This window comes from Sphingobium sp. RS1, from assembly GCF_056156825.1.
Map to the genome: position 1 here is coordinate 889,837 of NZ_JBLZXE010000002.1, position 21,074 is coordinate 910,910.

Genomic DNA, 21,074 nt, shown 5'->3' on the forward strand with positions numbered 1-21,074 from the left:
CATTGAACGTCCTAATCGTCGAGGATGAGATGCTCCTTGCCATGGATCTGGAGGCAATGATCGAAGATAGTGGCCACCATGTCCTTGCGGAAGCGGTATGTCTTAAAGAGGTCGAAGCGCTACCTGGCGATCTGGAACCTCAACTAGCATTTGTGGATCTTCATCTTGCAGAAGGCTCAAACGGGCTGGATGTATGCCAGGTTATTCAGCGGCGATGGCCCGACAGTCTCATCGTCTTCGTAACCGCCAACGTTTCGAAAATACCCGACGACTTCTCCGGAGCCCATGGCGTGATTGCCAAGCCATTCTCTCATGCCGGCGTGGTAAACGCGCTGAATTATCTGGCGGATGGGGTCTTTGAGCCCCCTCCCTCAGTGCCCCGCCCCTCCAGTTTAATGGTTTCGTCCCATCTGGAGCGCCGGTGGGCGGCAGCCTGAAGGCAATCTCACGAGCCTCGCCAGCCGACACTGACCTAAAAGATACTCTGATCGTTGACCCATCTGGTGGCATTTCGCTGCTCAAAAAAGGATATGCCGCTGTCGACCAACAGCCAAGGTTTGACTTAGATTCTGAAAAGCAGTGGGACCATCGCAACGCCGTTCGGTAGAAGAGACAGGCGAATTGCAAGCAGTAAAGATCCGATTTCGAAGAAGCTGGAAAGAGCGGTTTATTGGATCGATCGGGTCGGCCACGGGCAAGCTGACGAATTTTGAGGCAGCGCGCGCGGCGATAGGCTCATACAGATGCGTGAGTGTTTGCGAAGCCCGTGAAATATGCGCGCAATGTCGGATCGGCGATCGGCGCGACGATGGCTTCTATTTGTTGTTCCAGTGATCCCGATGCCGAGGCTTTTCCGCCTTGTTCAAACCTCATCGCCCATGCAGCAAACGACCTCGTTTCCACGTCTTTGTCATGAAGTTTGACCAATGCGAAATGACGCGGGTCGCGCTTGATACGGTCATAGGTTGCCAGTACAGATTCCTCAGAACCTTCAAGAAGCTGTAAAAACCGGCGCCCCCCTACCACTAGCAACCCGGTCACATCCGCAGCGAAATTAGCCTTTCGTGATTTTTCTAAGAGGTCATCCAGTTCGGTCTGGCTCAGAATCGAGCGTGCCGTGCTGATATAAAGAAGGCGCTTCATGGTAGATCTCCGGGCATGTACGGAAGCAGTAAACCAGAAGGTCAAACACAATGTTAACGACCTGTTTAACCTATGTTGCATCCGCCTTATCGATCCGTGCAGAAATACCGCCCTGGCCGATCTTTACTGGGCGGGACCATCGCGGGGATGGCATGCAAACACCACTGCCGATGCTATGGCGTCGTGGCGCCAACGCGCGTTCATAATTTTTCCTGCTCGGCGGACTAACGCGCGGTGCCAAGGTCGACCGGCTCATCGATGCTGTCAATCCGATCGGGCAACGCCCATCACCTCAGCGATGCAACTGCCTTGTTCGCAGAGAATTATAGTCGATTATGTCAACTGGCTCTCCCACGCTGATACCGGTGCCACATCGATCATGGCGTGCAAGCTACATCGTCATCAAGAGTCGGCGTCGGCGCCAGGTTCAAAAACAAATCCGGCGTCTATTTGGCCGTTGTTGCTTCTGCCCATTCAAAGGCTCTTGCGTCACAGGCCATTCTCAATCTCTAGTTCGTGAAACCTCTACCAACCTGTCGGTTCGACTTTGGCCGCTGCCATTTCCGCAGGCGTCGGCAACCGGACCAGCTCCAACCTATCGCCGTGCCAAGCGACCAAGCCGATGCGTGCAAGCGCCTCAAGCCAGCCCTCCATCGGCCACCGCTGCCACCGGGCGCGGAACCGGATCGCATTACGCACGATGTCGACGACATGCTGTACGGGCGGATCATAGCTCTCATGATATTGATGACACGCGATCGCCTGACCGACGAATAGCAGTCTCAATCCGGCCTCAGCGGCCCGAAACCCGAAATCGGTGTCTTCGGCTCCATATCCTGTAAATCCCGCGTCGAACCCGCCCAACGCTTCGAAAGTCGATCGGCGAAGCGCGAAGGCGAGCGACCAGAACAGCCCCGGATTTACCTCCTCTCTAACTCCATGGTCAGGAAAAGAGCGTACGGGATGGGAACGACCGTCAGCTAATAATTCTGCTTCATCCCAGCATTCCCGGGCGGAATGCGGTCCAAGATAGCGGACATCGGCACATAGGATGGCGTCATGGTTCGTAAGCGTGTCAGATAGAAGACCAACGCAACCGCGCATCGGAATGCAATCAACGTCGAGAAACATCAGCATGTCATGTTTCGCTAGGGATGCTGCACGATTGCGGGCGGCGGCGAGTGGCAGCCCATCTGTTTCGAACCGATCAATGCGGACAGGAAAACCGGTTGGCCTCACTTCGACTGGTTCATCACTCATGTCAACGACGATGAGTTCATCGGGCTTGCGTTCGCTGCGCCTAAGCCCTTCCACAAGCTGCGCCAGATGCGCGCTGCGATTGCGAACGATGGTGAGGACAGAAACGCTCATCAGCGACGCTTCCACAGATCGAGCCGATAAGTTTCACAGCGCTCCGCCCGCTCAACTTCGAAATCTGACCACAACTTTGACCACAGGACCTCGACCGCGTCATCGCCGCTATGGGGATAGTCGGTCTCGCCTGTGTAATGGACGAGGATGACGCGGCCACCAAGCCCCACATTGTCGCACATCCACTCGCTCGCACGGGCGAGATCGACCAGATCCCAATAATAGGCCACCTCGGAAAGTATCACGAGGTCGAACGGCCCAGTATCCGGTGCCTCCTTCGGAAACGCCATACGGGCAAGCATTATGCCGGGACGATCGCCAACCCGGTCTCGGGCTTTGGCCAACGCCTCGGCGCTGATATCTATCGCCAGCAAGCTGTCGCAGAGGGTCGCGAGATGGCGCGTCAAAACGCCATGGGCGCATCCGACCTCCAGTGCACGGGGATATCGACGATCTGCGAGCACGTCATGGGTGTGCGCGAACTTGGCGGCCTCATATTCGCTCGACACGAGATCCCATGGATCATCGTCCGATGCGAAGATTCCGTCGAAATACGCAGCTTGCAGGCTCGGGCCGGTCATCTGCGATCACTCCTTAATGTCAGTATGTCTCGTGTTGCCATGCGAAACTTCTCGCGCGGAAGCCGAAAGCCAGGTCCCAGCACGGGTGACATCTGGCTACGGTGAGCCCGGAGCGCATGCAGGCGCCGCCCTGGAAGCATGGCGGGCGTGACAATCCGACGGACGCAAAGCGGCGCGTCGCTCCAGACATGATAGGCGAACAAGGCGACAGGCCGTTTGGCTCTTTGCAAAGCGGCTTCAGCCAGATGATAGGCCGCAACATGGTCGCAATGCGCTTCGCTAAGGTCAGACACGGCTAGGGCATCGATACGGTGCCAGCGAATAAAGGCTGCTAGCCGGTCGGCGCCTCGCGTGAATGCGCTGCTGTCGACAGGATGGGGGTGGCCATCGCGCCAGCCCATCCAGATCTTCGGAATCGCCGCGGCGCCCATCCTGCCGATTGCGTGGCGCGCTTCCCTCCGCCGAGTCATGGCAACGCGCGGCGTCCCATCAGGATGGGATCCCGTTCCATCGGTCAGGAATATGATCCCGCCCAGCCTATCACGAACGGAACAATCCACTATCAGCGCGCCCGCGCCCAGCGTTTCGTCATCGGGGTGAGGCGCTAGTATGAGCCAGCGCGCCTGCGACCAGCGGCTGCGGGCCAAGGGCTCGCTCATGCCCAAAGCCGCTCGCCCTTAGTCCATATATCGTGATCGAGAAGCGTCCTTGCGGCTTCATCGCGCGCATGATCGGGACCTGCCTGCCGCAGGTACAAAGAGAGGTCTCTAATGACCTTGTCTACGCGCTGCCCATCGAAAGCGCTTTGTGTTCCAAGTATCCGCGCAGCCGCTTCCATGACCAAGAACCCCGCATTTTCGACGACTCCGCGTGCCAGGCGAGCCATCGCGACGGAATCCTGATGATCCAATGCAAAGCATCGCGCAGCCTCAGCTACCCAGAAGCCAGCGGTTCGCATGGCGACGACTGCGTCCGCAAAACGCGCCCGCTGGACCGGATCCTCACGCGCACTATCGCGCATCGAGCGGTGAATCTCGCAGACAAGCGCCTCTATTCCGCCAAGCTGCGCCGCGCAGAAGCGCCAGGCGCCTGCCGTGAAGCGAGGATCGCGATCATAATCTCCTGGCTCGCCCAAGAGCATCAGCGGTTCGACGGCCATGCCTTCCAATGAATAGCGCCCGCTCACGCTCGCCCTCATACCGCGCACGCGCCACCCGGAAAGGTCGGCGCGTGTACTCTCATTGGCGCGCACGATGACCAACCTGCGGGCATGGTTCTCGCTGGCGGCCGTTACGAGCGCGTAGTCAAGGCCGCCGGCACCGCTTGCGAACATCTTTTCGCCCATTAGCGAGAGGTTCGCACCCTGCGTCAGTTGGACGCCCGGGGCCGCTTCCGTAGCCCAAACTCCAAACCAGGCGCGCTGGTCGAGCACCTGAGCCAGCCAGCTAAGCTGCTCCGCCGTTCCGTACCACTCGAACAGCGACATCGCGTTGACATGGCCTTCATAAAGGCGGCCAATACTAAGATCGCCGCGTCCGACTTGCCGCAAGGCAGCTGCCATCGCGCAGTTACGGGCGACCTCATCAACGAACGCGTCCCCTCCGCACGCTTGCGGCGCGAAGCGCCGATGATGCCCGCTTTCGATCAGGAAGGTCATGCTGTCGGCAGGGAAATTGGGTGCGGCGTCATAACGTGCGCCAAGCGTGGCAAGCCGATCGACGACATCGATGGGGCTGGCGACTTGCTCCTCTACATCCGGAATCACGCGAAGCCACTCCTATCTGCGCGGTTTGTAGCGGAAAGGCTATCCAGCCAGGCAGCGACCCGTTCCGGTCCTCCCTTACCAGTCAGACAGGTTGGCCAGCATTTGGCCTGTTCGATCGCCTGGGCGACCAGTGCTGGCCACTCCCCTGTCTCTGGCCAACCATAACGCACGATCGCTCCGCCTGTTACCGCAAGCCTTTTGGCTTTGGACAGTTGCTCAGCAAAAGGTCGGGGCTCGGGTAGGCAGATGAAGGGGCGGCGGGCCGTTAGAACGGCGCTGACGACACCGTCCCCGGCGCCCCCAATAACGACATCTGCCCCGCCGATATGGGTTTCAGCATTATCCACCCAGCCTTGCAGGTCGAGATTGTCCGGGACATCCAAAGGGACAGTGCAAGGACCCAGGATCCGCCATTGCCGCTCCGGCGTCGATCGAGCGGCATCTGCCCACCTTTCACCGTTGGATATGCCGCCGCCGCGGCCAAGAACGACAAGGATAACGCTGTCGCTTTCCTTTATCGCCGTGGACAGCGATCGAACGATCCCCGGCGCATAAAATGTCTTTTCGCGTACCCACGGCGGAATGTCTTCATCGTCCAGCGCTTCATGAAAAGGAGCCATGAGGGCAGTCGCGCCACGAAAGGCGTCAAGATGCGCGGTGTCGAGCCGGCTACCACTCAAGCGAACATAGACGGTGGGCACCGAAGCTAGCCGGGCCAACATCGCCACTTCCGCCGACACATCGACCACCATCAGACGCGGTTGAGCATGCGCTATCCAGCCCGCGATCAATGCGGTTCGCTGGCGTATACCTTCATGATCCAGTGGAGCATAATGTAGTGACGATGGACGATCCGCGTGGTCCATGCCAGTAAATTCCTTGCCGAGGCGGTCGTCGGGAAGATCAAGAACGGGTAAATGGTCGGACTTACCTGTAAGGCCAGTTCCGACGAGCGTGACATTCTCCAAGATAGAACCGATAGCGATGGCGCGCCGACGATGGCCGTCGCCATGATGATGCACATAGTATCCGATCGGGCGGGTCATAAGGATGCCACGGCTTGGGGCAGCGGCATGTCACATGGCATGGCGGGAAGAGAGCGTTCGGCATGCCAGAGCGCTGCCGACCCCAATTTTCGTCTTGCATCGCGGCGCCATTTTGCGCGCGCCTGCCAGTGCCTGAGGGCAGGAACGGCCGGTACATTTCCGCGAGACACGCAATCGACCCATCGTTGCATGTCGGCTGCCATGCCTGCTTCAGCACGCCCGGCTGTCCGGCAAGACACTCTGGTCCATACGGCATTGGGATGGACAAGCCTGCCACCTGCCACGATGGCTGCTTCGACTAGGGCGCGGTCCTCGCCGGTGGGGATAAGCGGCACACCCCCGGCGCGGCGGTAAAGATCGACGGACAATGCAAGGCTTGCGCCGGTATGGTCGCCATGCCTCGGCGGCGCGTCCCACTCGACCGGGTCTATCGCATCCTCTATCGCGCGGACCGCCGCCCAGTAAGCATCGAAGCGACCGCGTAGCGAAAAAATCTCCGGCGCGCTTCCGGCCTCCATTTCGTCCAATGCAATGCGACCACCAATAATATGATCCGCTGCGCAATGTTGAAGATTGGCAGCCACCCAATCTTGCGGTGGACGGCAATCCGCATCAGTGGAAATCAGAATACCGTCAGAGGGAAGCATATCCGCCCCCAGGCTCATCGCAGCGCGACGAGCGGATCCGGCATGGGCAAGATCAGGTTCAAACTCATGCTCGACGATCTGGAGATGGAAGCATGCACGGGTTTCCAGCATCGCTCTCACCGCCACTGCGCGTGTCGCGTCGCTGCTGTTGTTGATGCAGAGCGCTACAGAGAAACTTTGAGTAGTCTGCTGTGCCAATGCTTCGATAAGGCGACCGATATGCTCCGCCTCATTGCGGGCGGGTATGCAAACGCACGCGGCAAGGGTCATGCGACGCTCGCAACACGTGGCGCAGCGATCACCGGTCCGACGCTATGCCTTTCATGCGCGGCAGCAAGTTCGCGATAAACGGTCTCATATTGATCGACCATCCGTTGGGCGTCGCAGTATCGCTCCGCATGCGCTCGGCAGGCTCCGCGGCTCAGCATTGACGCGGCAAGCGCTGCCGTCGCCAGTGACGCTACATCGTCGGGCTCCGCCAGAACGCCGCAATCGTTGGCGAGAAGCGCAGGTACGCCGCCGCGACGGAAGGCAGCGACGGGCGTGCCACAGGAGAGGGCTTCAGCCACAACCAGGCCGTACGGTTCCTCCCATCGAGGTGTGCAGAGGGCGGCCATTGCCCCTCCCACGAGACGGGCAAGGTCGTGATGAGAGAGATGCCCCACATGTTCGACATCTGCCCCCAGACGTGGCGCGATGGACTGATGGAAATAGCTCTGGTTCGATACGGGACCTGCGATCCTCAGCGGTAAACCCGCCAGGCGGGCAGCATCGATTGCTAGATCCAATCCCTTTTCCGGCACGATCCGGCCATACCAGACTAGATAGGGCGTTTCGCTTGCGATTGGCTGGTAAGGGAAATGCGTCAGATCGATGCCGTTGGAAATGACATGATCCGTTCGCGCCACGTGACTCCACATGGCAGCAGTCGCTTGGGATACGGCAACGTAGGTCATAGGTCCCCGGTTGAGCCGAATGCCGCTTTCCAACCAACAGAATGGCGGAGTGTGCAGTGTTGTTACGACCGGCGTACTAAGCGTTTCGGCCATGCTAACAGGAAGATAATGCAGCGAATTATTGTGGATCACGTCGAACGCACGTGAGCGCAGTTCGGTCATCAGCCCTAAATAGGCATGGTGTTCACGGAAGAAGGCGACGTCATTGGCTTCGGCTATCCCGGTCTCGAGAAGCGAAGTTTCGGGACAGATGGCTTCGACGCCCAGTGAAGGGTCCGACCGTGTCGAAGCAAATAGCGTCACCTCATGCCCGCGCTCGCGCAGAGAGCGCGCGAGGATATGCGTATGCATTTCGAGGCCGCCAGCGAACGGCTCGGATATAGGATATTTCAAATGAGCAATGATCGCGATGCGCATTTTGCCTCCCGACACGATGTGCAGGAAGTGCCATCCGTCTATTTCTAAACGTTGCTGACGTATAATATTTCCAATGGGCGCCAGATCACTGGCCAGAAATCATATTGATAAAAATCATAGTCCGCCCCTCCTCGTCGCCTGATCCTGCTGATGGGAGCCGTACGACCGTTCTAACTCCCGAGGTGACCTGGATTGGCGCAGATGTCCTTGGCCGAACCGCGCTCGATAAAATGTGTATTTAAAAGAACTCAGCGTTTCTCGCGGTAAGAAGCAGCTGTCGGTCTACGGCTTGCCGCCTTCAGCGCCCTTCCCCTTCCCCTTCCCCTTCCCCTTCCCCTTCCCCTTCCCCTTCCCCTTCCCCTTCCCCTTCCCCTTCCCCAGCGCCGCTTCTCCCGCTTCGAGGAGGCTGCGCCCGGTTGCCACCGCCGCTTCTGGCGTCAGAGTGATCGCAATGCCATCCGGACCATCCAGCACGACATGACCATCTTCCACTGCTGCAACGCCTGCGTCAGCAAACGGCTCAATAGATCGATTATCCTTCATCTCAGCTCTCCATCGTTGTTGTCGGCTAGCGGGTTTTCACCCAGATAAAGATAATGGGGATTAAAATCCCCACGCCGCATCAAAGCGGAGATATCCTCTATTTCGACCAACGACGCGCGCATGTTGCAGAGACCTGCTTCGCGTAGTTGGCGAAAGGCTCTATTGGTGTGCACAGTCGTTAGCCCGCAAATCTCGGCAATGTCGCTTTGAGTGAGCGACAGCACGAAGCGGCGACCGTCGGAAAGGGCAACGGCTTCCAAACGTGCATTGATCTCGCACAGGAAGTGGGCGACCCGGCCTACCGCGTCGAGCCGGCCCACACGAAAAAGCCAGGCGCGATGCATAGCCGCATCGATCAGGGTCGAGAACCAAAGCTTTCGGGCAAGCTCAGGTCGCGGATCGAGAATGTCTTTAAGGGCCTCGTGCGGAACGATAGCAACGGTCGCGGCGGTCAAGGTGCCGATAGAGTGATCCAGTTCGCGCATTGGATAGGCGTGTAGATCCACAAACTCGCCGGGCACATGCACGGCCACCAACTGTCGAAGACCTTTATTATCGTCGATATATCGCGACAAGATGCCTTCGAGTAGATAGGTGCTGACAGACACCGGTTCGCGGGCCTCTATAATCGTGCGGCGGGGTTCCACCGAGCGGATTTCGCTGATCGCGCTTTCAAGCAACAATCTCTCCTCACTTGTGAGATCGACGCCACGACGGTTGGCTAGAAAACGATCCAGGAACATAGGTAAGCAGCAAATCCTCTTCGTGAATGATTGCATCATGCTAAACCGAAGAGCCTCGCATGCGATCCCAAACCTCCCATCTTTCGTTATGATGTTTGTTAATCCGTGACGGTACCAGGCAACGCGATCGCCATCAGGTGGTTGGTCGGTCGGGCATGCACTTCATGCTCCACCCACAACGGAAAACAGGAACCCTTGCGATGGCCAGAACCCCCTCGAACGGTGCCAAGACGCGTGCTGCCGGCAAGCGCCCTCCTGCGACACGCCAGACAGAGCAAACCATTCAACGCGATGAGTTCGAGACTCAAGTGGGTGCAGGTGGCGAACTCCACCAGGTCGCAAAGGAAGTTGTCCTCACTACGCAACAAGGCGTGCCGATCTCAGATGATCAGAACAGTCTCAAAATCGGGGAGCGTGGTCCGACCCTGCTCGAGGACTTCATTCTGCGCGAGAAGATCTTCCATTTCGATCACGAGCGCATTCCCGAGCGCGTCGTTCATGCACGTGGTTTTGGCGTCCGCGGTACGTTCACATTGACCGAAAGTCTGGCGGAATACACGGTGGCCAAGATATTGACGGAGGTGGGTGAGCAGACGCCGATGTTCGTCCGCTTTTCGACCGTCGCTGGCAACAAGGGATCAGCCGATCTCGCGCGCGACGTGCGCGGCTTCGCCGCCAAATTCTATACCAAGGAAGGCAATTGGGACATCGTTGGAAACAACATTCCGGTGTTTTTCATTCAGGACGCCATCAAGTTTCCGGATTTGATCCATGCGGCCAAGCAGGAGCCGGACCGAGGTTTCCCGCAGGCGCAAACCGCGCACGACAATTTCTGGGACTTCATCAGCCTCACCCCTGAATCCATGCATATGGTGATGTGGATCATGTCCGATCGGACTATCCCGCGCTCGTTCCGCTTTATGGAAGGATTTGGTGTCCATACCTTCCGACTGATCGATGAGGAGGGAAACGGAACCTATGTCAAATTCCACTTCAAACCGAAGCTAGGCCTTCAGTCGGTGATGTGGAACGAGGCGGTCAAGATCAATGGCGCCGATCCGGATTTCCACCGGCGCGATCTGTGGGATGCCATCACCATGGGAACGCCGCCGGAATGGGATCTGGGCGTTCAGATTTTCGACGACGCCTTTGCAGATAAGTTCGAATTCGACATCCTCGATGCCACAAAGCTGATACCTGAAGAGCAGGTGCCGGTGCGGGTGATCGGGAGTTTCGTGCTCGACCAGGTTGTCGACAATTTCTTTGCCGAGACGGAACAGGTCGCCTACTGCACCCAGAACGTGGTGCCAGGCATCGGCTTCACCAACGATCCTCTGCTTCACGGCAGAAACTTCTCCTATCTGGATACCCAGCTCAAGCGCCTTGGCAGTCCGAACTTCACTCACATTCCCGTTAACGCGCCTCGAGTGCCTGTCAGCAATTTCCAGCAGGACGGTCACATGGCGATGCGCAATCCCAAAGGCCGAGTGAACTATGAGCCCAATAGCTGGGCTGCCTCACCAGATAACCCGCGGGAAGCCTCGCAGACCGGCTATCGCCATTTCGCTGCAGAGGAAGGCGGCCGCACGGCTCAGCTTCGCTCGCCCTCCTTCGCAGATCACTATAGTCAGGCCCGGCAGTTCTTTATCAGCCAGACAGCGATCGAACAGAAGCATATCGGCGATGCACTCGTCTTCGAACTGTCCAAGGTGGAGCGTACCGATATACGCGAGCGGATCGTCGCCCATCTGCGCAATATCGACGAGACGCTCGCTACCGTGGTTGGAGGTGGCCTTGGACTGACGGAACTTCCCGAAGCATTCCCAGCATCGGTTTCACCGCGATCGGATTTGCCACCCTCCGATGCTCTCAGCATCATCAAGGCAGGACCTAATAGCTTTCAAGGACGAAAACTCGGGATCCTGGTGAGCGATGGTGCCCCAGCCAAGCTCGTCAGCGCCCTGGTCAATGCCGTGGAAAAACTGCCAGCTACCTATGAGATCATCGCGCCGAAGATCGCTGGCGCCGTCCTCGATGACGGCACAGTTCTGGAAGCCAAGCAGAAGATCGATGGTGGACCGTCAGTCCTTTATGACGCGGTTGCCATTCTTGTATCGCCGGAAGGTGCCGCTCTGTTTGCGAAAGACAAGACGGCCAAGGATTTCGTGAATGATGCTTTTGGCCACGCCAAGTTCATCGCTTGCAACGCCGAAGCGTTACCCCTGTTCGATGCCGCCGGCGTCGCTGGAGAAGATCGCGACGAAGGAGTCGTGACCATCGCCAGCCCCGCTGACGCCAAAGCGTTCCTCGAACTGTGCGGTAAGGTGCGTTTCTGGGATCGCGAGTTGACGGTCGATCTCGATGCCACGTCATTCCTGAAGGGGAGCGACTTATGAGAATGACTTCAGACATCTCGAACGTCGCAGCTCCGCCGCTGCCTTCTCCAGCGCGGATTCAATCGTTGCTATTCGAAGCCGCCCGGCTCGGTCGCGACGATATGATAGTTGCTCTTCTGCAGGCTGGAGCCGACATAGAGGCAGTAGATGAGAGCGGGCATAGCGCGCTGATACTCGCAAGCTATCATGGTCACAAAGCCACTACCGATCTTCTCCTTTCACTCGGCGCAGCGCCCGACGGTGTTGCGAAAGAAGGAAATTCCGCGCTGATGGGCGTCGCCTTCAAAGGCTATGGAGAGATCGCGAAGTCCCTGATCGGTGCCGGTGCAGATCCAAACCATAGCAACCGGGCCGGTCAAACGGCTTTGATGTTTTCGGCGTTGTTCGGCCGCGATGCTGTCATCGATATCCTTCTTGACGCAGGAGCAAATCCCGAACAGCGGGACCACAACGGTAATGATGCCGCGGCCTTAGCACTTGCACAAGGTCAAGTAAAAATTGTTCCCCGTTTGACCGCGAAATCGACATTTGCCGGACTCTGACGATCAGTTTCATTAGCATCGCAAATGCTTATTATTGTCGGCTGCGGGTGACAACGGAAATGGAACGCGCGGTCCGTACGAGCGTTTTACAAATACTCTACGAAAAGGAGATCATCATGAGCATCGAAGGCAAGGCAAAAGAGGCCGCCGGTTTTGTGAAAGAAGAGCTGAACGAGCATGGCGATTCGCCTGAATCCAAGAAGAAAGCGCAGGAAGGTCGCGATCTTCGCAACGAAGGTCGCATCGAAGACGGCAAAGCACCCAAGACCACGGAGCCTGGCACTGGTGCCAAGGAATAGAGCAATTCTAGTGCTTACAGCGCCGCCCGGAACCGGGCGGCGTTTCTGTTCCTATCGTTTAAATGCCCACCCCACCTTACGGCCTGATCCCCGTTCGACAGGGCGAATGCAGCTTAAGTAAAGTTTACTGCCCTGCAAACTTCGGATCCGGATGATATCGCAGGCTATAATCTGCTCTTGCTATATCAAGGTTTCTCTCGCTTACGCATAATCGTCTTGTGTGGAAACATAGACTTTACGCTTCTGATAAATGACGCGCCCGCATCAGGGCCTGCGCGTCGGGTGCACGGCCCAAGAAGGCGCGGAACGACGCCATGGGATCGCGGCTATCGCCAACCGACAGTACTTCGTCGCAGAAACGCGCAGCGAGCTGCGGGTCGAAAATGTCGCCCGTCTCGACAAAGGCCTCGAACGCATCGGCGTCGAGCGCCTCCGACCATGCGTAGCTGTAGTATGCAGCGGAATAGCCGCCGTCGAAAATATGGGTGAAATAGGGAAAGCGGTGGCGAAGCCCGATTTCAGCCGGCATCCCCAGCCGATCAAGTTCTGCCGTGACAAAGGCGCGTGGGTCCGCCTCCCCAGCCGGTTGCTGATGGACAGCAAGGTCGACCAGCGAGCAGCCGATCAGTTCGACCGTGGCAAAACCCTGGCCATAGGCCTCCGCGTTACGGATCGCGACGATCAGATCGTCGGGCACACCGAGGCCTGCCAGCACTTCCCGGCTGACGATCCAGTTTTCCATGAACTTGCTGGGAAATTCCACAAAATCGCGTGCGACCGCCGTACCCGACTGGCTGGGATAAGTGACGCGCGAAAGCAGGCCGTGTAGCGCGTGGCCGAATTCATGAAATAGGGTGCGCGCCTCATCGATCGACAGGCGAGTCGCGCCGCTATCAGGCGGCGACGCGGCGGCAAAATTGGCAACAAGATAGACGACCGGACGAACGTCGCCGTCCATCGCCTCCTGCACACGCAGGCTGCCCATCCAGGCGCCGCCATGCTTCTCCCGCCGCGCCAGATAGTCGGTGAACAGCAGGCCTACCTCCCCGCCATTCTTGTCCGTAACTTCCCAGGCCCAGACATCGGGGTGATAGCCGGCAATGTCGGCCCGCCGGATGAAGCTGAGACCATATAGGCGCGCGGCGGTATCGAACGCAGCCTGCCGGACCGCGTCCAGTCGCAGATGCGCCGCCACCGCCGCGCCGTCCAGCGCATAACGGGCGCGCCGCACCTGCTCCGCGTAGAAGCGCCAGTCCCAGGGCGCGAGGGCAAAGTCGCCGCCTTCCGCATCGATCAGCGCCTGAAGCTCCGCCGCTTCCTCCGTCGCGCGCCGCTTGCCCGGTTCCCAGAGCTGGCGCATTAGGTCGGTCGCCGCAGCGGGATCATGCGCCATGCTGTCTTCCAGCGCATAATGGGCATGGTCGGCATAGCCGAGCAGCACTGCCCTTTCCCGCCGCAGCGCCAGCGTTTCGGCGATGATCGGCCAATTGTTGTGCGCCCCGCCGTCGCAGCGGTCGGTGAAGGCGCGCCACAACTTTTCCCGCAGGTCGCGCCGCTGCGAGAACGTCAAAAAGCCCTCAAAATCGGAGCGGTCGAGCGCGAAATGATAGCGGCCCGACTGCCCCTTGGCCGCTGCGCGCCCGGCGGCCGCCTCACACATGGCGGGCGGGAGTCCCGTTAGATCCTCCGCTGCCAGATCGAGCACCCAGGCCGCTGTCGCCGCCAGTACATTCTGCCCGAATTGCACGGATAGAGCTGACAGGCGCGCATCGATCGTGGCAAAGCGCTCCTTGTCGGCGGGGACAAGCGCCGCACCGCCACGCAGGAAGCCGGCATAGCTGCTTTCCACCAGCCGGATTTGCTCCGCGGTGAGGCCGCTCTGATGCCGGGTGGAATGAACCGCGAAGATGCGCGCAGCCAGCGTCGCATTGTGACTGATCGCGACCGAATGGGCGCTCAGCCGGGCCGATATCTCCGCTTCGATCGCGCGGATGCCCGGCGTGCCCTGCGCCGAGGATAGGGTCCAGAACAGCCGCCGTACCCGCGCCAGCGCCTCGCCCGACCGTTCCAACGCGGCAATCGTATTGTCGAAGGTCGCCGGTGCATCCTGCCCGGCGATCGCGGCGATCTCACCCGCATGCCATTCAATCGCGGTCGTCAGCGCCGGCACGAAATCCACCTCCCGCACCTGCGCGAAGGGCGGGGCGCCGAGCGGACCGGTCCAAGGTTGCAGCAGCGGGTCGACGATCGGATCAGTCAAGGGAGGAAACCTCATCGGTATGGACCTGAAATCGCACAAGATTTGCCCGGCCGAAGGCGGTGGTCAAGGCAACATCGGTGGCGTCCCGCCCCCGCGCCATCAGGATGCGGCCGATCCGAGGTCGGTTGTGGCGGGCGTCGTGAGTGTACCAGTCGCCGTCGATATAGACATCGAACCAAGCGCTGAAATCCATCGGTGCATCCACCGGCGGCACGCCGATATCGCCCAAATATCCGGTGCAATAGCGCGCCGGGATGTTCATGCAGCGGCACAGCGTGATCGCGAGATGGGCAAAGTCGCGACACACCCCTTGCCGTTCCTGATAGCCATTCCAGGCGGTCTTGTCCGGCCGGGCATGATGATAGCCGAATTCGATATGATTGTGGACGAAGTCGACGATTGCATCGACCCTGTCTCGCGCGGAGGCCAGATGGCCAAAATTGGCCCAGGCGACGTCCATTAGCCGGTCGGTTTCGCAATAGCGGCTGCCGAGTAGGAAGGGCATGACCGCATCGGGCAAGTCCTCTACCGGCATTTGCGGGCCGTCGGGCGCGCGCCGGTCCGTCTCGCCGCTATCTTCGATTACGAAGTGGCACGACAGGGTGACATTGCCGGGCGGGATAGTCAGCCGGGTGGCAACATTACCGAATCCGTCTTCGAAATGATAGAGCGGGATGTCGGGGCTGGCGATCAGCCGCTGCGGCGTGCGCAGATCCTGATGTCGCGAGGGGTGGAGGCTGAGCAGAGCCATCATCGCCATCCGCGTTTCGGTGGAAAATTCGATATCATAGCCGCAGCGGATCAGCATGTCGGGGTCTTTCCTGGAGCGCCGGCGATGCGGCTGTTAATGGCGCCATGGCCTGTGGTGGGGAAGAGCGTGGGATCGGCGCGATGAACGTCGACCGATAAGTCCATGCCCACGAAGCTGGCGGGCAGGCCGAACCAAGTGCCCGACAGCGGCAGCGCCTGGTAGGGATCGCGCGCGATTGCGACGCGAATGAGGCCGCGATTGCCAACGATGCCGTTGGTCGGATCGAACTCCACCCAGCCCGATCCAGGCAGAAAGATACGTACCCAGGCATGTGTATTGCCGCCGCCGACCACGCCCTCGTGCCGCGTCGGATTATAAACATAGCCCGATACGAAGCGCGCGGCGAAGCCCAGCGCCCGCACGGTCTCAATCATCAATACCGCGAAGTCTCGGCAAGTGCCCTGCCGTTTGCGCAGCGTCTCGATCGGCGACTGGGTGCCCTTTTCATGCCGGGGAACATAGGTGAAGTCGCGCTGGATGCCGGTTGCAATTCGGGTCAGCAGGTCGACCGTGCCGGTATTGCCGTCATTTCGGACAAAGCCGCGCGCCCAATTGTCGACCACCCGTTCAGGATCCAGATGATGCCGTTCGATCGACCGTAGCAGGTCGGGCATGTCCTCCGACGAGTATGTGAAAGGAAACAGGCGGGCATAGGGTTCGACATCGACCTCCTGCTGCGCCAGTGGTGCATGTTCCAGCGTCACTTCGCTGTTTACGACCAGACGCGATGCTCTTTTTTTGAACAAGGCGAAGGCGACGGAGTTTCCAAAAACATCATGCACCCAGCGTAGTTCACTTGGTTCAGGATCGATGTCGAGCCGGGCGGAGAGCAAACGCTGATCGAAAGCTTCGCGTGGGCGCATCATGATGCGATGCTCGCCCAGCGATACCGGCTGCTGGTAGCGATAGGTCGTGACGTGATGGATCGTCAGCAACGGCATGAAAGGAATATCCCTATGGCCCGAAGGACGGCAACATTATTGGGCCCGGACGATCCGGCGCCGTTCATTATCGATAACGCGGGAGGATGCTCGCCGTTCCTGCTGATCGGAGACCATGCCGGATCAGCTATTCCCGAGCACTTGGGTGACCTGGGCCTGAGCATCGCGGACCAGGCGCGGCATATCGCGGTCGACATCGGCGTGCGGGAGTTTGGCAGAGAATTGGCAAGTCTGCTCGACGCACCATTCATCCATCAAACCTATTCGCGCCTCGTAATCGACTGCAATCGTGATCCTGCGCATCCTGAAGCCATTGCCCTTCACTCCGATGGCACATCTGTCCCCGGCAATAGCGCACTGGACGACGTGTCCAGGGAAACCAGAATAGCGTCGATACACACTCCCTATCATGCAGCCATATCGGCCATGCTCGACGCCAGACAAGCGGCCGGCGCCGATACCATCCTGCTTTCGCTACATAGCTTCACACCTATGTTGAACGGCCTTGACCGACCGTGGGATGTCGGCGTTCTTCATTGGCTTGGGCACACGAATTTCGCCAGAGCGTTCCTCGCGCGGTTGCAGGATGAAAAAGCGATATGCGTGGGAGACAATGAGCCGTATCGAATGGACGCTACCGACTTTACCATAGCGTTCCACGCCTTTCCGCGCGATCTGCTCTACGCAGAAATTGAGATCCGACAGGATCTCATCGACGATCAAAGTGGACAGGTCCAATGGGCTGAACGAATCCAGGAGGCGGCGGCATTCGCATGGCGATCTTAGCCACAAGGCGAAGCACGTGGTTCAAGCGCAAGATGGTTGTCCGCCGGAAGATAGAGTTCCAACCGCTAGGGTATCAAAACCAACTGTTGAATTGGAGGGAAATAGACAGGTGGAACCTCGAGCAATGTTGCGCGCTCCACTATATCATCAAGGGGATTTGGCATGATTACCGATATCATAGGTGCGGTTATAGGGTCCAAGCTGGACCAGCGCGACGGCGACAGCGGTGCGAAGGGGGCACTAATTGGCTATTTTACGCCTCACGTTATCGGCGCTGCGGCAAAGGTCGGCTTGATGGCTGTGATCGGATATGGGGTCGTGCAAGCGGTACAAAGCCTCACCTCGAAGGAAAATGAGACATCGTACTGAGGTCTCGATCAGCAGCGCTGCGTCGAGCTATTTGTAGAGATTACCCCCCTATCGTTGCGTCGAGCGCGAAATTTCGAGTGATAATGATGGAAAAGGATTATGCGAATGGCCGTCGGGACGGTCTCCGGCTGGCACTGTCGATCCTGGCAGCAGAAGAAGCGAAATGGGCAGCGCTGCTTGGCGAGAGCCGATCGTGGCGAACCAATGCAACCCGCGAGATCCGGCATAAGACGTTGCAAGTTGCGCAGCAGCGATTGTGCACCGCGCTAAACCGTTTAACGCCCAAATCCAACCAAGCCATCGATCCCGAACTCTCCTCTGCACTCGAAGAGATCGGCCTTTAACCCTGTCATGACCCACCACAAGCTGAAGCTCCCGTCGAAAATCTGCATTGGTTGTGGGCGTCCATTTGCCTGGCGCAAGAAGTGGGAGAGGGATTGGGAGCAGGTAAGATTTTGTTCGGACCGCTGCCGCAGACGAGGTGGTTTGGGCAAGCCTGGAGATAAACACCCTAAATCCGGGATCGAACCGGATTTAACATCATGACTCATAGCAGCAGCCTCGGGTCAATAAAGAGTGCGTGCGGCGCCATTTTGCAGTTACTTGACCAACGCACAGACAAGGCGACAGTGTGTCCAAGCGAAGTCGCAAGGGCGATTGCCGGTAAAGTGGGCGCTGGTCAAAGCGGTTCTTCGTGGCGTTTGGCGATGCCGCTCGTCCATGCTGCGATCGATCAGTTGGTGGACGATGGATCGGTTGAGCTAAGTTGGAAGGGAAAAATGATGGCGTCTCGCTGTGGTCCTTATCGCATCAGGCGAGCGCAACCCGTGAACTGAACCTCTATCGCCGTATGAGCCCTGCAGCGCGAAATGCATCATGAATGATTTGTTCGACCTTTACCTTCCCGGCGCGACTGAACGTGAAGGTTCAGAAGGCTTCGCTTCCAACTGACCTAATCGCGCTACCAGTGATGTCGGCGCGTTTTAAACATTTTTAGATGCTTTTGTGAACTGAAGCAGCGATCCATCGTGTCGATGAAACACCCATCTCGAGCATATGCGGCATGGTCGCACCGTAACATCTTTCCCAATTGTGGAGAGTGGCGTACCATGGCCTATATTGGCAATGCGATAATCCTCGATAAGCGGGCGCCTGGTTGCATCGTTCCAGGCGCGGCCGAGGGCCAGCTATCTGTTCCAAGGCTTCCGGCGCTGACTCAGGACCGTGCACAGGAAGCCATTGGGCATTAATAGCGTCCGCATCGGCGAAGAAAGTAGCAAGCGCCATGGCGTGGGCGGTCCAGTCCATTCAAGCTCCCAAATTACCTCCGGAACTTTCTGCCTGCCGGCATGTCTTACAATGGGGACGACAGGACTATATGATGCTTAATGCTCTCGCCCAAGCTTGCGAACGTCGTCACGCCACGCGCCAGTTCTCTAACATTCCATGTACAGTCAATTGGTCTGGACTTTACGAGTTCGCTACTATCAAGAACATGTCGATCTACGGTGCCCAATTGGAAGGATTCGATTTTCCTCCGCCCGGAACGCCTGTAACGATCGTTGTTGAAAATTTCGAAATTTGCGCCTCGGTCATCTGGGCGGATGGAGAGAAGTGCGGTGTCTTGCTGGAGCACGATGTCGATCCTGGGAGCTTCATTCGCGCGCATTCCATTCGACCAGTGGGCACGGCGGCATCGGCGGTCGAAACGATCACTCAAATCCACGTGCCCTACGGCGGTTGAGCCCAAGTCCGCTGAGCGTCCGGAGGTGCGGCTGGAAACCGCGTTCACCCGCGATGATGCGTTCGCTAATCTGAATTGTTTCCTTTCGCGGAGTGAAGAAGACCGTCAAGGTGCCAAGCATTAGTGTCGCCCGATTGTGCACCCTGATGGGCTTCGATGCCTCACACGCATCGCCTTGGTGTCAGAGGCCCACCTACGGCGGAGCCGGACGCCGGAAAAAAAGCCTGCGAGAGACCTGTCGCTTGCCCCAAACGGACAAAACCCGTGGCCATGGGCCCAACACGAGCTCCGTTGCATATATGCAACTATTTTAGATTAACGACTTATCTGTGAAACTTGCTGCGGTTTTACCGGTTCAACGCCCCACCTAATCGAAACAAATAGGGGTTCGCATGAAGAAGTTGCTCGCCGCTGCCGTCGTCCTGGCGGCTTTTCCTGTCATTGCTTCCGCGCAGGAGACTGCCCCTGACGGCACCGACGCGTTTGGCGTCGAGCCATATGTAGGTGTGCTTGGCGGTTACCACACCTTTGACCGACGCTCTGAATTCGGTGCTATCCCCGGCGAAACCATCATGAACGGCGCTTTGATCAGCGGTATTGCCGGCGTGAATGTCCCGCTGGGTCCAGTTTTTGTCGGCGTTGAAGGCAACGCAACCAAAGGCTTCAGTGACATCGACTGGGAATATGGGGTCAAGGGGCGCTTTGGTGCCCGTGCTGGAGAAAGCGGTCTGATCTACGCATCGGCTGGCTATCAGTGGGTCAACGGCAAAGGCGGCTGGCCTGACCGCAAGGACTGGATGTACGGCGCGGGCGTAGAAGTCGGCCCGAAGGAAATCGGCCTGGGCGGCGTCACCGGGAATAGCGGCGTGCGTCTGCGCGTTCAGGTTGATACTTATGACCTCGACAGCTTCCGTCCCATGGCTGGCGTGATCTTCCACTTCTAAGTTTACAATCTGACCAGAATGGACCCCGTCAACGTTCTTACGCTGGCGGGGCTCATCGTAGCTATCGGCACCTGCGCTCCTGTCTGCCGCGAGTTTTGAGATGGAGAACACGCAGACTTGTCATCGCTTCCATCGGGCACGATTGGTCGCTGACTTGCGCTCTATCATCGGCTTACCCATTTCGCCGATCGCTCCGGATACCCCTTTCCATGCCCTACCCAGCGTCGCTTCCCACTCATGGGCGCCGCAGTCGCGCTGCAGCGGCTAGCGCTCAGGCGCATTTTATCTCCTGATTAGGCGTCACCGAAAAATATTAGGACAATCTGCCCAATCAGGTAGCGGCGGCGTTCGCGCGTAGCAGCTCTTCCCCTCCCCGTTTGAAACGAACGGTTTTGCAGGCTAACGGCGACCTCTTTCCGGCAACGCAGCATCTTTGCCAAAATATTTCCAAAGCAGCGACACCGACGGCCCTCGCCGCAAGGGCCATGTCTTACCCAAACGATAAATAATTCTCGCTGAAGGTGACCGATTGCGACGGTCAAACGATATGGTCGCCAGGTTCTTATCGGCCCCGCCAATGGCATCACACCAAAGGCGCAGGCAGCTTAATCGTGGTGGCATTAGGCCATGCTAGCGGCTTATTCAGTTGGTGAACCTGACGACGACGGCCGCAACAGCCTCGCCCGCGTTCAATCGACGCCTCCTGAATGTCGGTAGCCCCATCTATCCTTTTTATCGGCGCTACAGAGAAAGAGAGCTCCAGTCAAAGA

General features: G+C 58.4%; 24 protein-coding genes. 11 read left to right on the forward strand and 13 right to left on the reverse strand.

The window, feature by feature from the left end:
* Positions 1 to 2 precede the first annotated feature (2 nt).
* Positions 3 to 437: a response regulator gene (locus ACNHGR_RS05905; RefSeq protein ID WP_475284639.1), complete on the forward strand. Its 435-nt coding sequence runs from the start codon at positions 3 to 5 to the stop codon at positions 435 to 437.
* A 298-nt stretch (positions 438 to 735) separates the two neighbouring features.
* Here the strand turns inward: ACNHGR_RS05905 and ACNHGR_RS05910 are convergent, their stop codons facing one another.
* From ACNHGR_RS05910 to ACNHGR_RS05955, 10 genes are all read right to left on the reverse strand, one after another.
* Positions 736 to 1,143, reverse strand: a complete 408-nt coding sequence (locus tag ACNHGR_RS05910; protein WP_475284641.1) for a BLUF domain-containing protein — start codon at positions 1,141 to 1,143, stop codon at positions 736 to 738.
* Between the two features lie 525 nt (positions 1,144 to 1,668).
* Entirely contained in the window at positions 1,669 to 2,514 is an 846-nt protein-coding gene (locus ACNHGR_RS05915; protein ID WP_475284643.1) for a glycosyltransferase family 2 protein, read from the reverse strand.
* Positions 2,514 to 3,095: an SAM-dependent methyltransferase gene (locus ACNHGR_RS05920; RefSeq protein ID WP_475284645.1), complete on the reverse strand. Its 582-nt coding sequence runs from the start codon at positions 3,093 to 3,095 to the stop codon at positions 2,514 to 2,516. The genes ACNHGR_RS05915 and ACNHGR_RS05920 overlap by 1 nt, the downstream gene beginning before the upstream one ends.
* Positions 3,092 to 3,754 (reverse strand): PIG-L deacetylase family protein, encoded by a 663-nt coding sequence (locus ACNHGR_RS05925; protein ID WP_475284647.1) that lies wholly within the window; start codon positions 3,752 to 3,754, stop codon positions 3,092 to 3,094. The genes ACNHGR_RS05920 and ACNHGR_RS05925 overlap by 4 nt, the downstream gene beginning before the upstream one ends.
* Positions 3,751 to 4,860: an acyl-CoA dehydrogenase family protein gene (locus ACNHGR_RS05930; protein ID WP_475284648.1), complete on the reverse strand. Its 1,110-nt coding sequence runs from the start codon at positions 4,858 to 4,860 to the stop codon at positions 3,751 to 3,753. Before ACNHGR_RS05930 ends, ACNHGR_RS05925 begins: the two co-directional genes overlap by 4 nt.
* Positions 4,857 to 5,906: a glycosyltransferase gene (locus ACNHGR_RS05935; RefSeq protein ID WP_475284650.1), complete on the reverse strand. Its 1,050-nt coding sequence runs from the start codon at positions 5,904 to 5,906 to the stop codon at positions 4,857 to 4,859. Before ACNHGR_RS05935 ends, ACNHGR_RS05930 begins: the two co-directional genes overlap by 4 nt.
* Positions 5,903 to 6,823 carry a glycosyltransferase gene (locus ACNHGR_RS05940; RefSeq protein ID WP_475284652.1) on the reverse strand — a complete coding sequence of 307 codons (921 nt, stop codon included), beginning with the start codon at positions 6,821 to 6,823 and terminating at the stop codon, positions 5,903 to 5,905. Before ACNHGR_RS05940 ends, ACNHGR_RS05935 begins: the two co-directional genes overlap by 4 nt.
* Positions 6,820 to 7,926 (reverse strand): glycosyltransferase family 4 protein, encoded by a 1,107-nt coding sequence (locus ACNHGR_RS05945; RefSeq protein WP_475284654.1) that lies wholly within the window; start codon positions 7,924 to 7,926, stop codon positions 6,820 to 6,822. Before ACNHGR_RS05945 ends, ACNHGR_RS05940 begins: the two co-directional genes overlap by 4 nt.
* Positions 7,927 to 8,208: 282 nt before the next feature.
* Positions 8,209 to 8,469, reverse strand: coding sequence for a hypothetical protein (locus ACNHGR_RS05950; protein WP_475284656.1), 261 nt, complete (start codon positions 8,467 to 8,469; stop codon positions 8,209 to 8,211).
* Positions 8,466 to 9,212 carry a Crp/Fnr family transcriptional regulator gene (locus ACNHGR_RS05955; protein WP_475284658.1) on the reverse strand — a complete coding sequence of 249 codons (747 nt, stop codon included), beginning with the start codon at positions 9,210 to 9,212 and terminating at the stop codon, positions 8,466 to 8,468. Before ACNHGR_RS05955 ends, ACNHGR_RS05950 begins: the two co-directional genes overlap by 4 nt.
* 200 nt (positions 9,213 to 9,412) lie before the next feature.
* Between ACNHGR_RS05955 and ACNHGR_RS05960 the strand changes: the two genes are divergently transcribed.
* The 3 genes from ACNHGR_RS05960 (at position 9,413) to ACNHGR_RS05970 (ending at position 12,449) form a co-directional block, all read left to right on the forward strand.
* Entirely contained in the window at positions 9,413 to 11,608 is a 2,196-nt protein-coding gene (locus tag ACNHGR_RS05960; protein WP_475284660.1) for a catalase, read from the forward strand.
* Positions 11,609 to 11,610: 2 nt separating this feature from the next.
* Positions 11,611 to 12,150, forward strand: a complete 540-nt coding sequence (locus ACNHGR_RS05965) for an ankyrin repeat domain-containing protein (RefSeq protein ID WP_475284661.1) — start codon at positions 11,611 to 11,613, stop codon at positions 12,148 to 12,150.
* A gap of 116 nt (positions 12,151 to 12,266) precedes the next feature.
* Positions 12,267 to 12,449 carry a hypothetical protein gene (locus tag ACNHGR_RS05970; RefSeq protein ID WP_475284663.1) on the forward strand — a complete coding sequence of 61 codons (183 nt, stop codon included), beginning with the start codon at positions 12,267 to 12,269 and terminating at the stop codon, positions 12,447 to 12,449.
* A 235-nt stretch (positions 12,450 to 12,684) separates the two neighbouring features.
* Here the strand turns inward: ACNHGR_RS05970 and ACNHGR_RS05975 are convergent, their stop codons facing one another.
* From ACNHGR_RS05975 to ACNHGR_RS05985, 3 genes are read right to left on the reverse strand one after another with little or no spacing between them, the layout of a single operon-like run.
* Positions 12,685 to 14,724: a M3 family metallopeptidase gene (locus ACNHGR_RS05975; RefSeq protein WP_475284664.1), complete on the reverse strand. Its 2,040-nt coding sequence runs from the start codon at positions 14,722 to 14,724 to the stop codon at positions 12,685 to 12,687.
* A complete protein-coding gene (locus ACNHGR_RS05980) occupies positions 14,702 to 15,517 on the reverse strand; it encodes a transglutaminase-like domain-containing protein (protein ID WP_475284666.1) in 816 nt (271 codons plus the stop codon). Before ACNHGR_RS05980 ends, ACNHGR_RS05975 begins: the two co-directional genes overlap by 23 nt.
* Positions 15,511 to 16,461, reverse strand: a complete 951-nt coding sequence (locus ACNHGR_RS05985; protein ID WP_475284668.1) for a transglutaminase family protein — start codon at positions 16,459 to 16,461, stop codon at positions 15,511 to 15,513. The genes ACNHGR_RS05980 and ACNHGR_RS05985 overlap by 7 nt, the downstream gene beginning before the upstream one ends.
* 15 nt (positions 16,462 to 16,476) lie before the next feature.
* Here ACNHGR_RS05985 and ACNHGR_RS05990 point away from each other — a divergent pair, with 15 nt between their 5' ends.
* The 7 genes from ACNHGR_RS05990 to ACNHGR_RS06020 all read left to right on the forward strand — a co-directional run bounded on the left by ACNHGR_RS05990 (position 16,477) and on the right by ACNHGR_RS06020 (position 20,304).
* The gene (locus ACNHGR_RS05990; protein WP_475284670.1) at positions 16,477 to 17,247 is read left to right on the forward strand and encodes an N-formylglutamate amidohydrolase; all 771 of its coding nucleotides are present in this window, start codon (positions 16,477 to 16,479) and stop codon (positions 17,245 to 17,247) included.
* A gap of 162 nt (positions 17,248 to 17,409) precedes the next feature.
* On the forward strand, positions 17,410 to 17,616 hold the full coding sequence (locus tag ACNHGR_RS05995; RefSeq protein ID WP_475284672.1) for a hypothetical protein: 207 nt from the start codon (positions 17,410 to 17,412) through the stop codon (positions 17,614 to 17,616).
* A gap of 83 nt (positions 17,617 to 17,699) precedes the next feature.
* The gene (locus ACNHGR_RS06000; RefSeq protein WP_475284673.1) at positions 17,700 to 17,960 is read left to right on the forward strand and encodes a hypothetical protein; all 261 of its coding nucleotides are present in this window, start codon (positions 17,700 to 17,702) and stop codon (positions 17,958 to 17,960) included.
* 7 nt (positions 17,961 to 17,967) lie between these two features.
* Positions 17,968 to 18,162: a DUF2256 domain-containing protein gene (locus ACNHGR_RS06005; RefSeq protein ID WP_475284675.1), complete on the forward strand. Its 195-nt coding sequence runs from the start codon at positions 17,968 to 17,970 to the stop codon at positions 18,160 to 18,162.
* Entirely contained in the window at positions 18,159 to 18,452 is a 294-nt protein-coding gene (locus ACNHGR_RS06010) for a DUF3253 domain-containing protein (RefSeq protein WP_475284677.1), read from the forward strand. The genes ACNHGR_RS06005 and ACNHGR_RS06010 overlap by 4 nt, the downstream gene beginning before the upstream one ends.
* Positions 18,453 to 18,901: 449 nt before the next feature.
* Positions 18,902 to 19,360 (forward strand): hypothetical protein, encoded by a 459-nt coding sequence (locus tag ACNHGR_RS06015; RefSeq protein WP_475284679.1) that lies wholly within the window; start codon positions 18,902 to 18,904, stop codon positions 19,358 to 19,360.
* Positions 19,361 to 19,752: 392 nt separating this feature from the next.
* The gene (locus ACNHGR_RS06020) at positions 19,753 to 20,304 is read left to right on the forward strand and encodes an opacity protein (RefSeq protein ID WP_475284680.1); all 552 of its coding nucleotides are present in this window, start codon (positions 19,753 to 19,755) and stop codon (positions 20,302 to 20,304) included.
* Positions 20,305 to 21,074 lie beyond the last annotated feature (770 nt).

Coding starts and splice junctions, on each gene's coding strand:
- ACNHGR_RS05910 (WP_475284641.1), bottom strand. CDS start 1,143: ATGAAGCGCCTTCTTTATATCAGCACGGCACGCTCGATTCTGAGCCAG.
- ACNHGR_RS05915 (WP_475284643.1), bottom strand. CDS start 2,514: ATGAGCGTTTCTGTCCTCACCATCGTTCGCAATCGCAGCGCGCATCTG.
- ACNHGR_RS05920 (WP_475284645.1), bottom strand. CDS start 3,095: ATGACCGGCCCGAGCCTGCAAGCTGCGTATTTCGACGGAATCTTCGCA.
- ACNHGR_RS05925 (WP_475284647.1), bottom strand. CDS start 3,754: ATGAGCGAGCCCTTGGCCCGCAGCCGCTGGTCGCAGGCGCGCTGGCTC.
- ACNHGR_RS05935 (WP_475284650.1), bottom strand. CDS start 5,906: ATGACCCGCCCGATCGGATACTATGTGCATCATCATGGCGACGGCCAT.
- ACNHGR_RS05940 (WP_475284652.1), bottom strand. CDS start 6,823: ATGACCCTTGCCGCGTGCGTTTGCATACCCGCCCGCAATGAGGCGGAG.
- ACNHGR_RS05945 (WP_475284654.1), bottom strand. CDS start 7,926: ATGCGCATCGCGATCATTGCTCATTTGAAATATCCTATATCCGAGCCG.
- ACNHGR_RS05950 (WP_475284656.1), bottom strand. CDS start 8,469: ATGAAGGATAATCGATCTATTGAGCCGTTTGCTGACGCAGGCGTTGCA.
- ACNHGR_RS05955 (WP_475284658.1), bottom strand. CDS start 9,212: ATGTTCCTGGATCGTTTTCTAGCCAACCGTCGTGGCGTCGATCTCACA.
- ACNHGR_RS05960 (WP_475284660.1), top strand. CDS start 9,413: ATGGCCAGAACCCCCTCGAACGGTGCCAAGACGCGTGCTGCCGGCAAG.
- ACNHGR_RS05965 (WP_475284661.1), top strand. CDS start 11,611: ATGACTTCAGACATCTCGAACGTCGCAGCTCCGCCGCTGCCTTCTCCA.
- ACNHGR_RS05970 (WP_475284663.1), top strand. CDS start 12,267: ATGAGCATCGAAGGCAAGGCAAAAGAGGCCGCCGGTTTTGTGAAAGAA.
- ACNHGR_RS05975 (WP_475284664.1), bottom strand. CDS start 14,724: ATGAGGTTTCCTCCCTTGACTGATCCGATCGTCGACCCGCTGCTGCAA.
- ACNHGR_RS05980 (WP_475284666.1), bottom strand. CDS start 15,517: ATGCTGATCCGCTGCGGCTATGATATCGAATTTTCCACCGAAACGCGG.
- ACNHGR_RS05985 (WP_475284668.1), bottom strand. CDS start 16,461: ATGCCGTTGCTGACGATCCATCACGTCACGACCTATCGCTACCAGCAG.
- ACNHGR_RS05990 (WP_475284670.1), top strand. CDS start 16,477: ATGGCCCGAAGGACGGCAACATTATTGGGCCCGGACGATCCGGCGCCG.
- ACNHGR_RS05995 (WP_475284672.1), top strand. CDS start 17,410: ATGATTACCGATATCATAGGTGCGGTTATAGGGTCCAAGCTGGACCAG.
- ACNHGR_RS06000 (WP_475284673.1), top strand. CDS start 17,700: ATGATGGAAAAGGATTATGCGAATGGCCGTCGGGACGGTCTCCGGCTG.
- ACNHGR_RS06005 (WP_475284675.1), top strand. CDS start 17,968: ATGACCCACCACAAGCTGAAGCTCCCGTCGAAAATCTGCATTGGTTGT.
- ACNHGR_RS06010 (WP_475284677.1), top strand. CDS start 18,159: ATGACTCATAGCAGCAGCCTCGGGTCAATAAAGAGTGCGTGCGGCGCC.
- ACNHGR_RS06015 (WP_475284679.1), top strand. CDS start 18,902: ATGGCGTGGGCGGTCCAGTCCATTCAAGCTCCCAAATTACCTCCGGAA.
- ACNHGR_RS06020 (WP_475284680.1), top strand. CDS start 19,753: ATGAAGAAGTTGCTCGCCGCTGCCGTCGTCCTGGCGGCTTTTCCTGTC.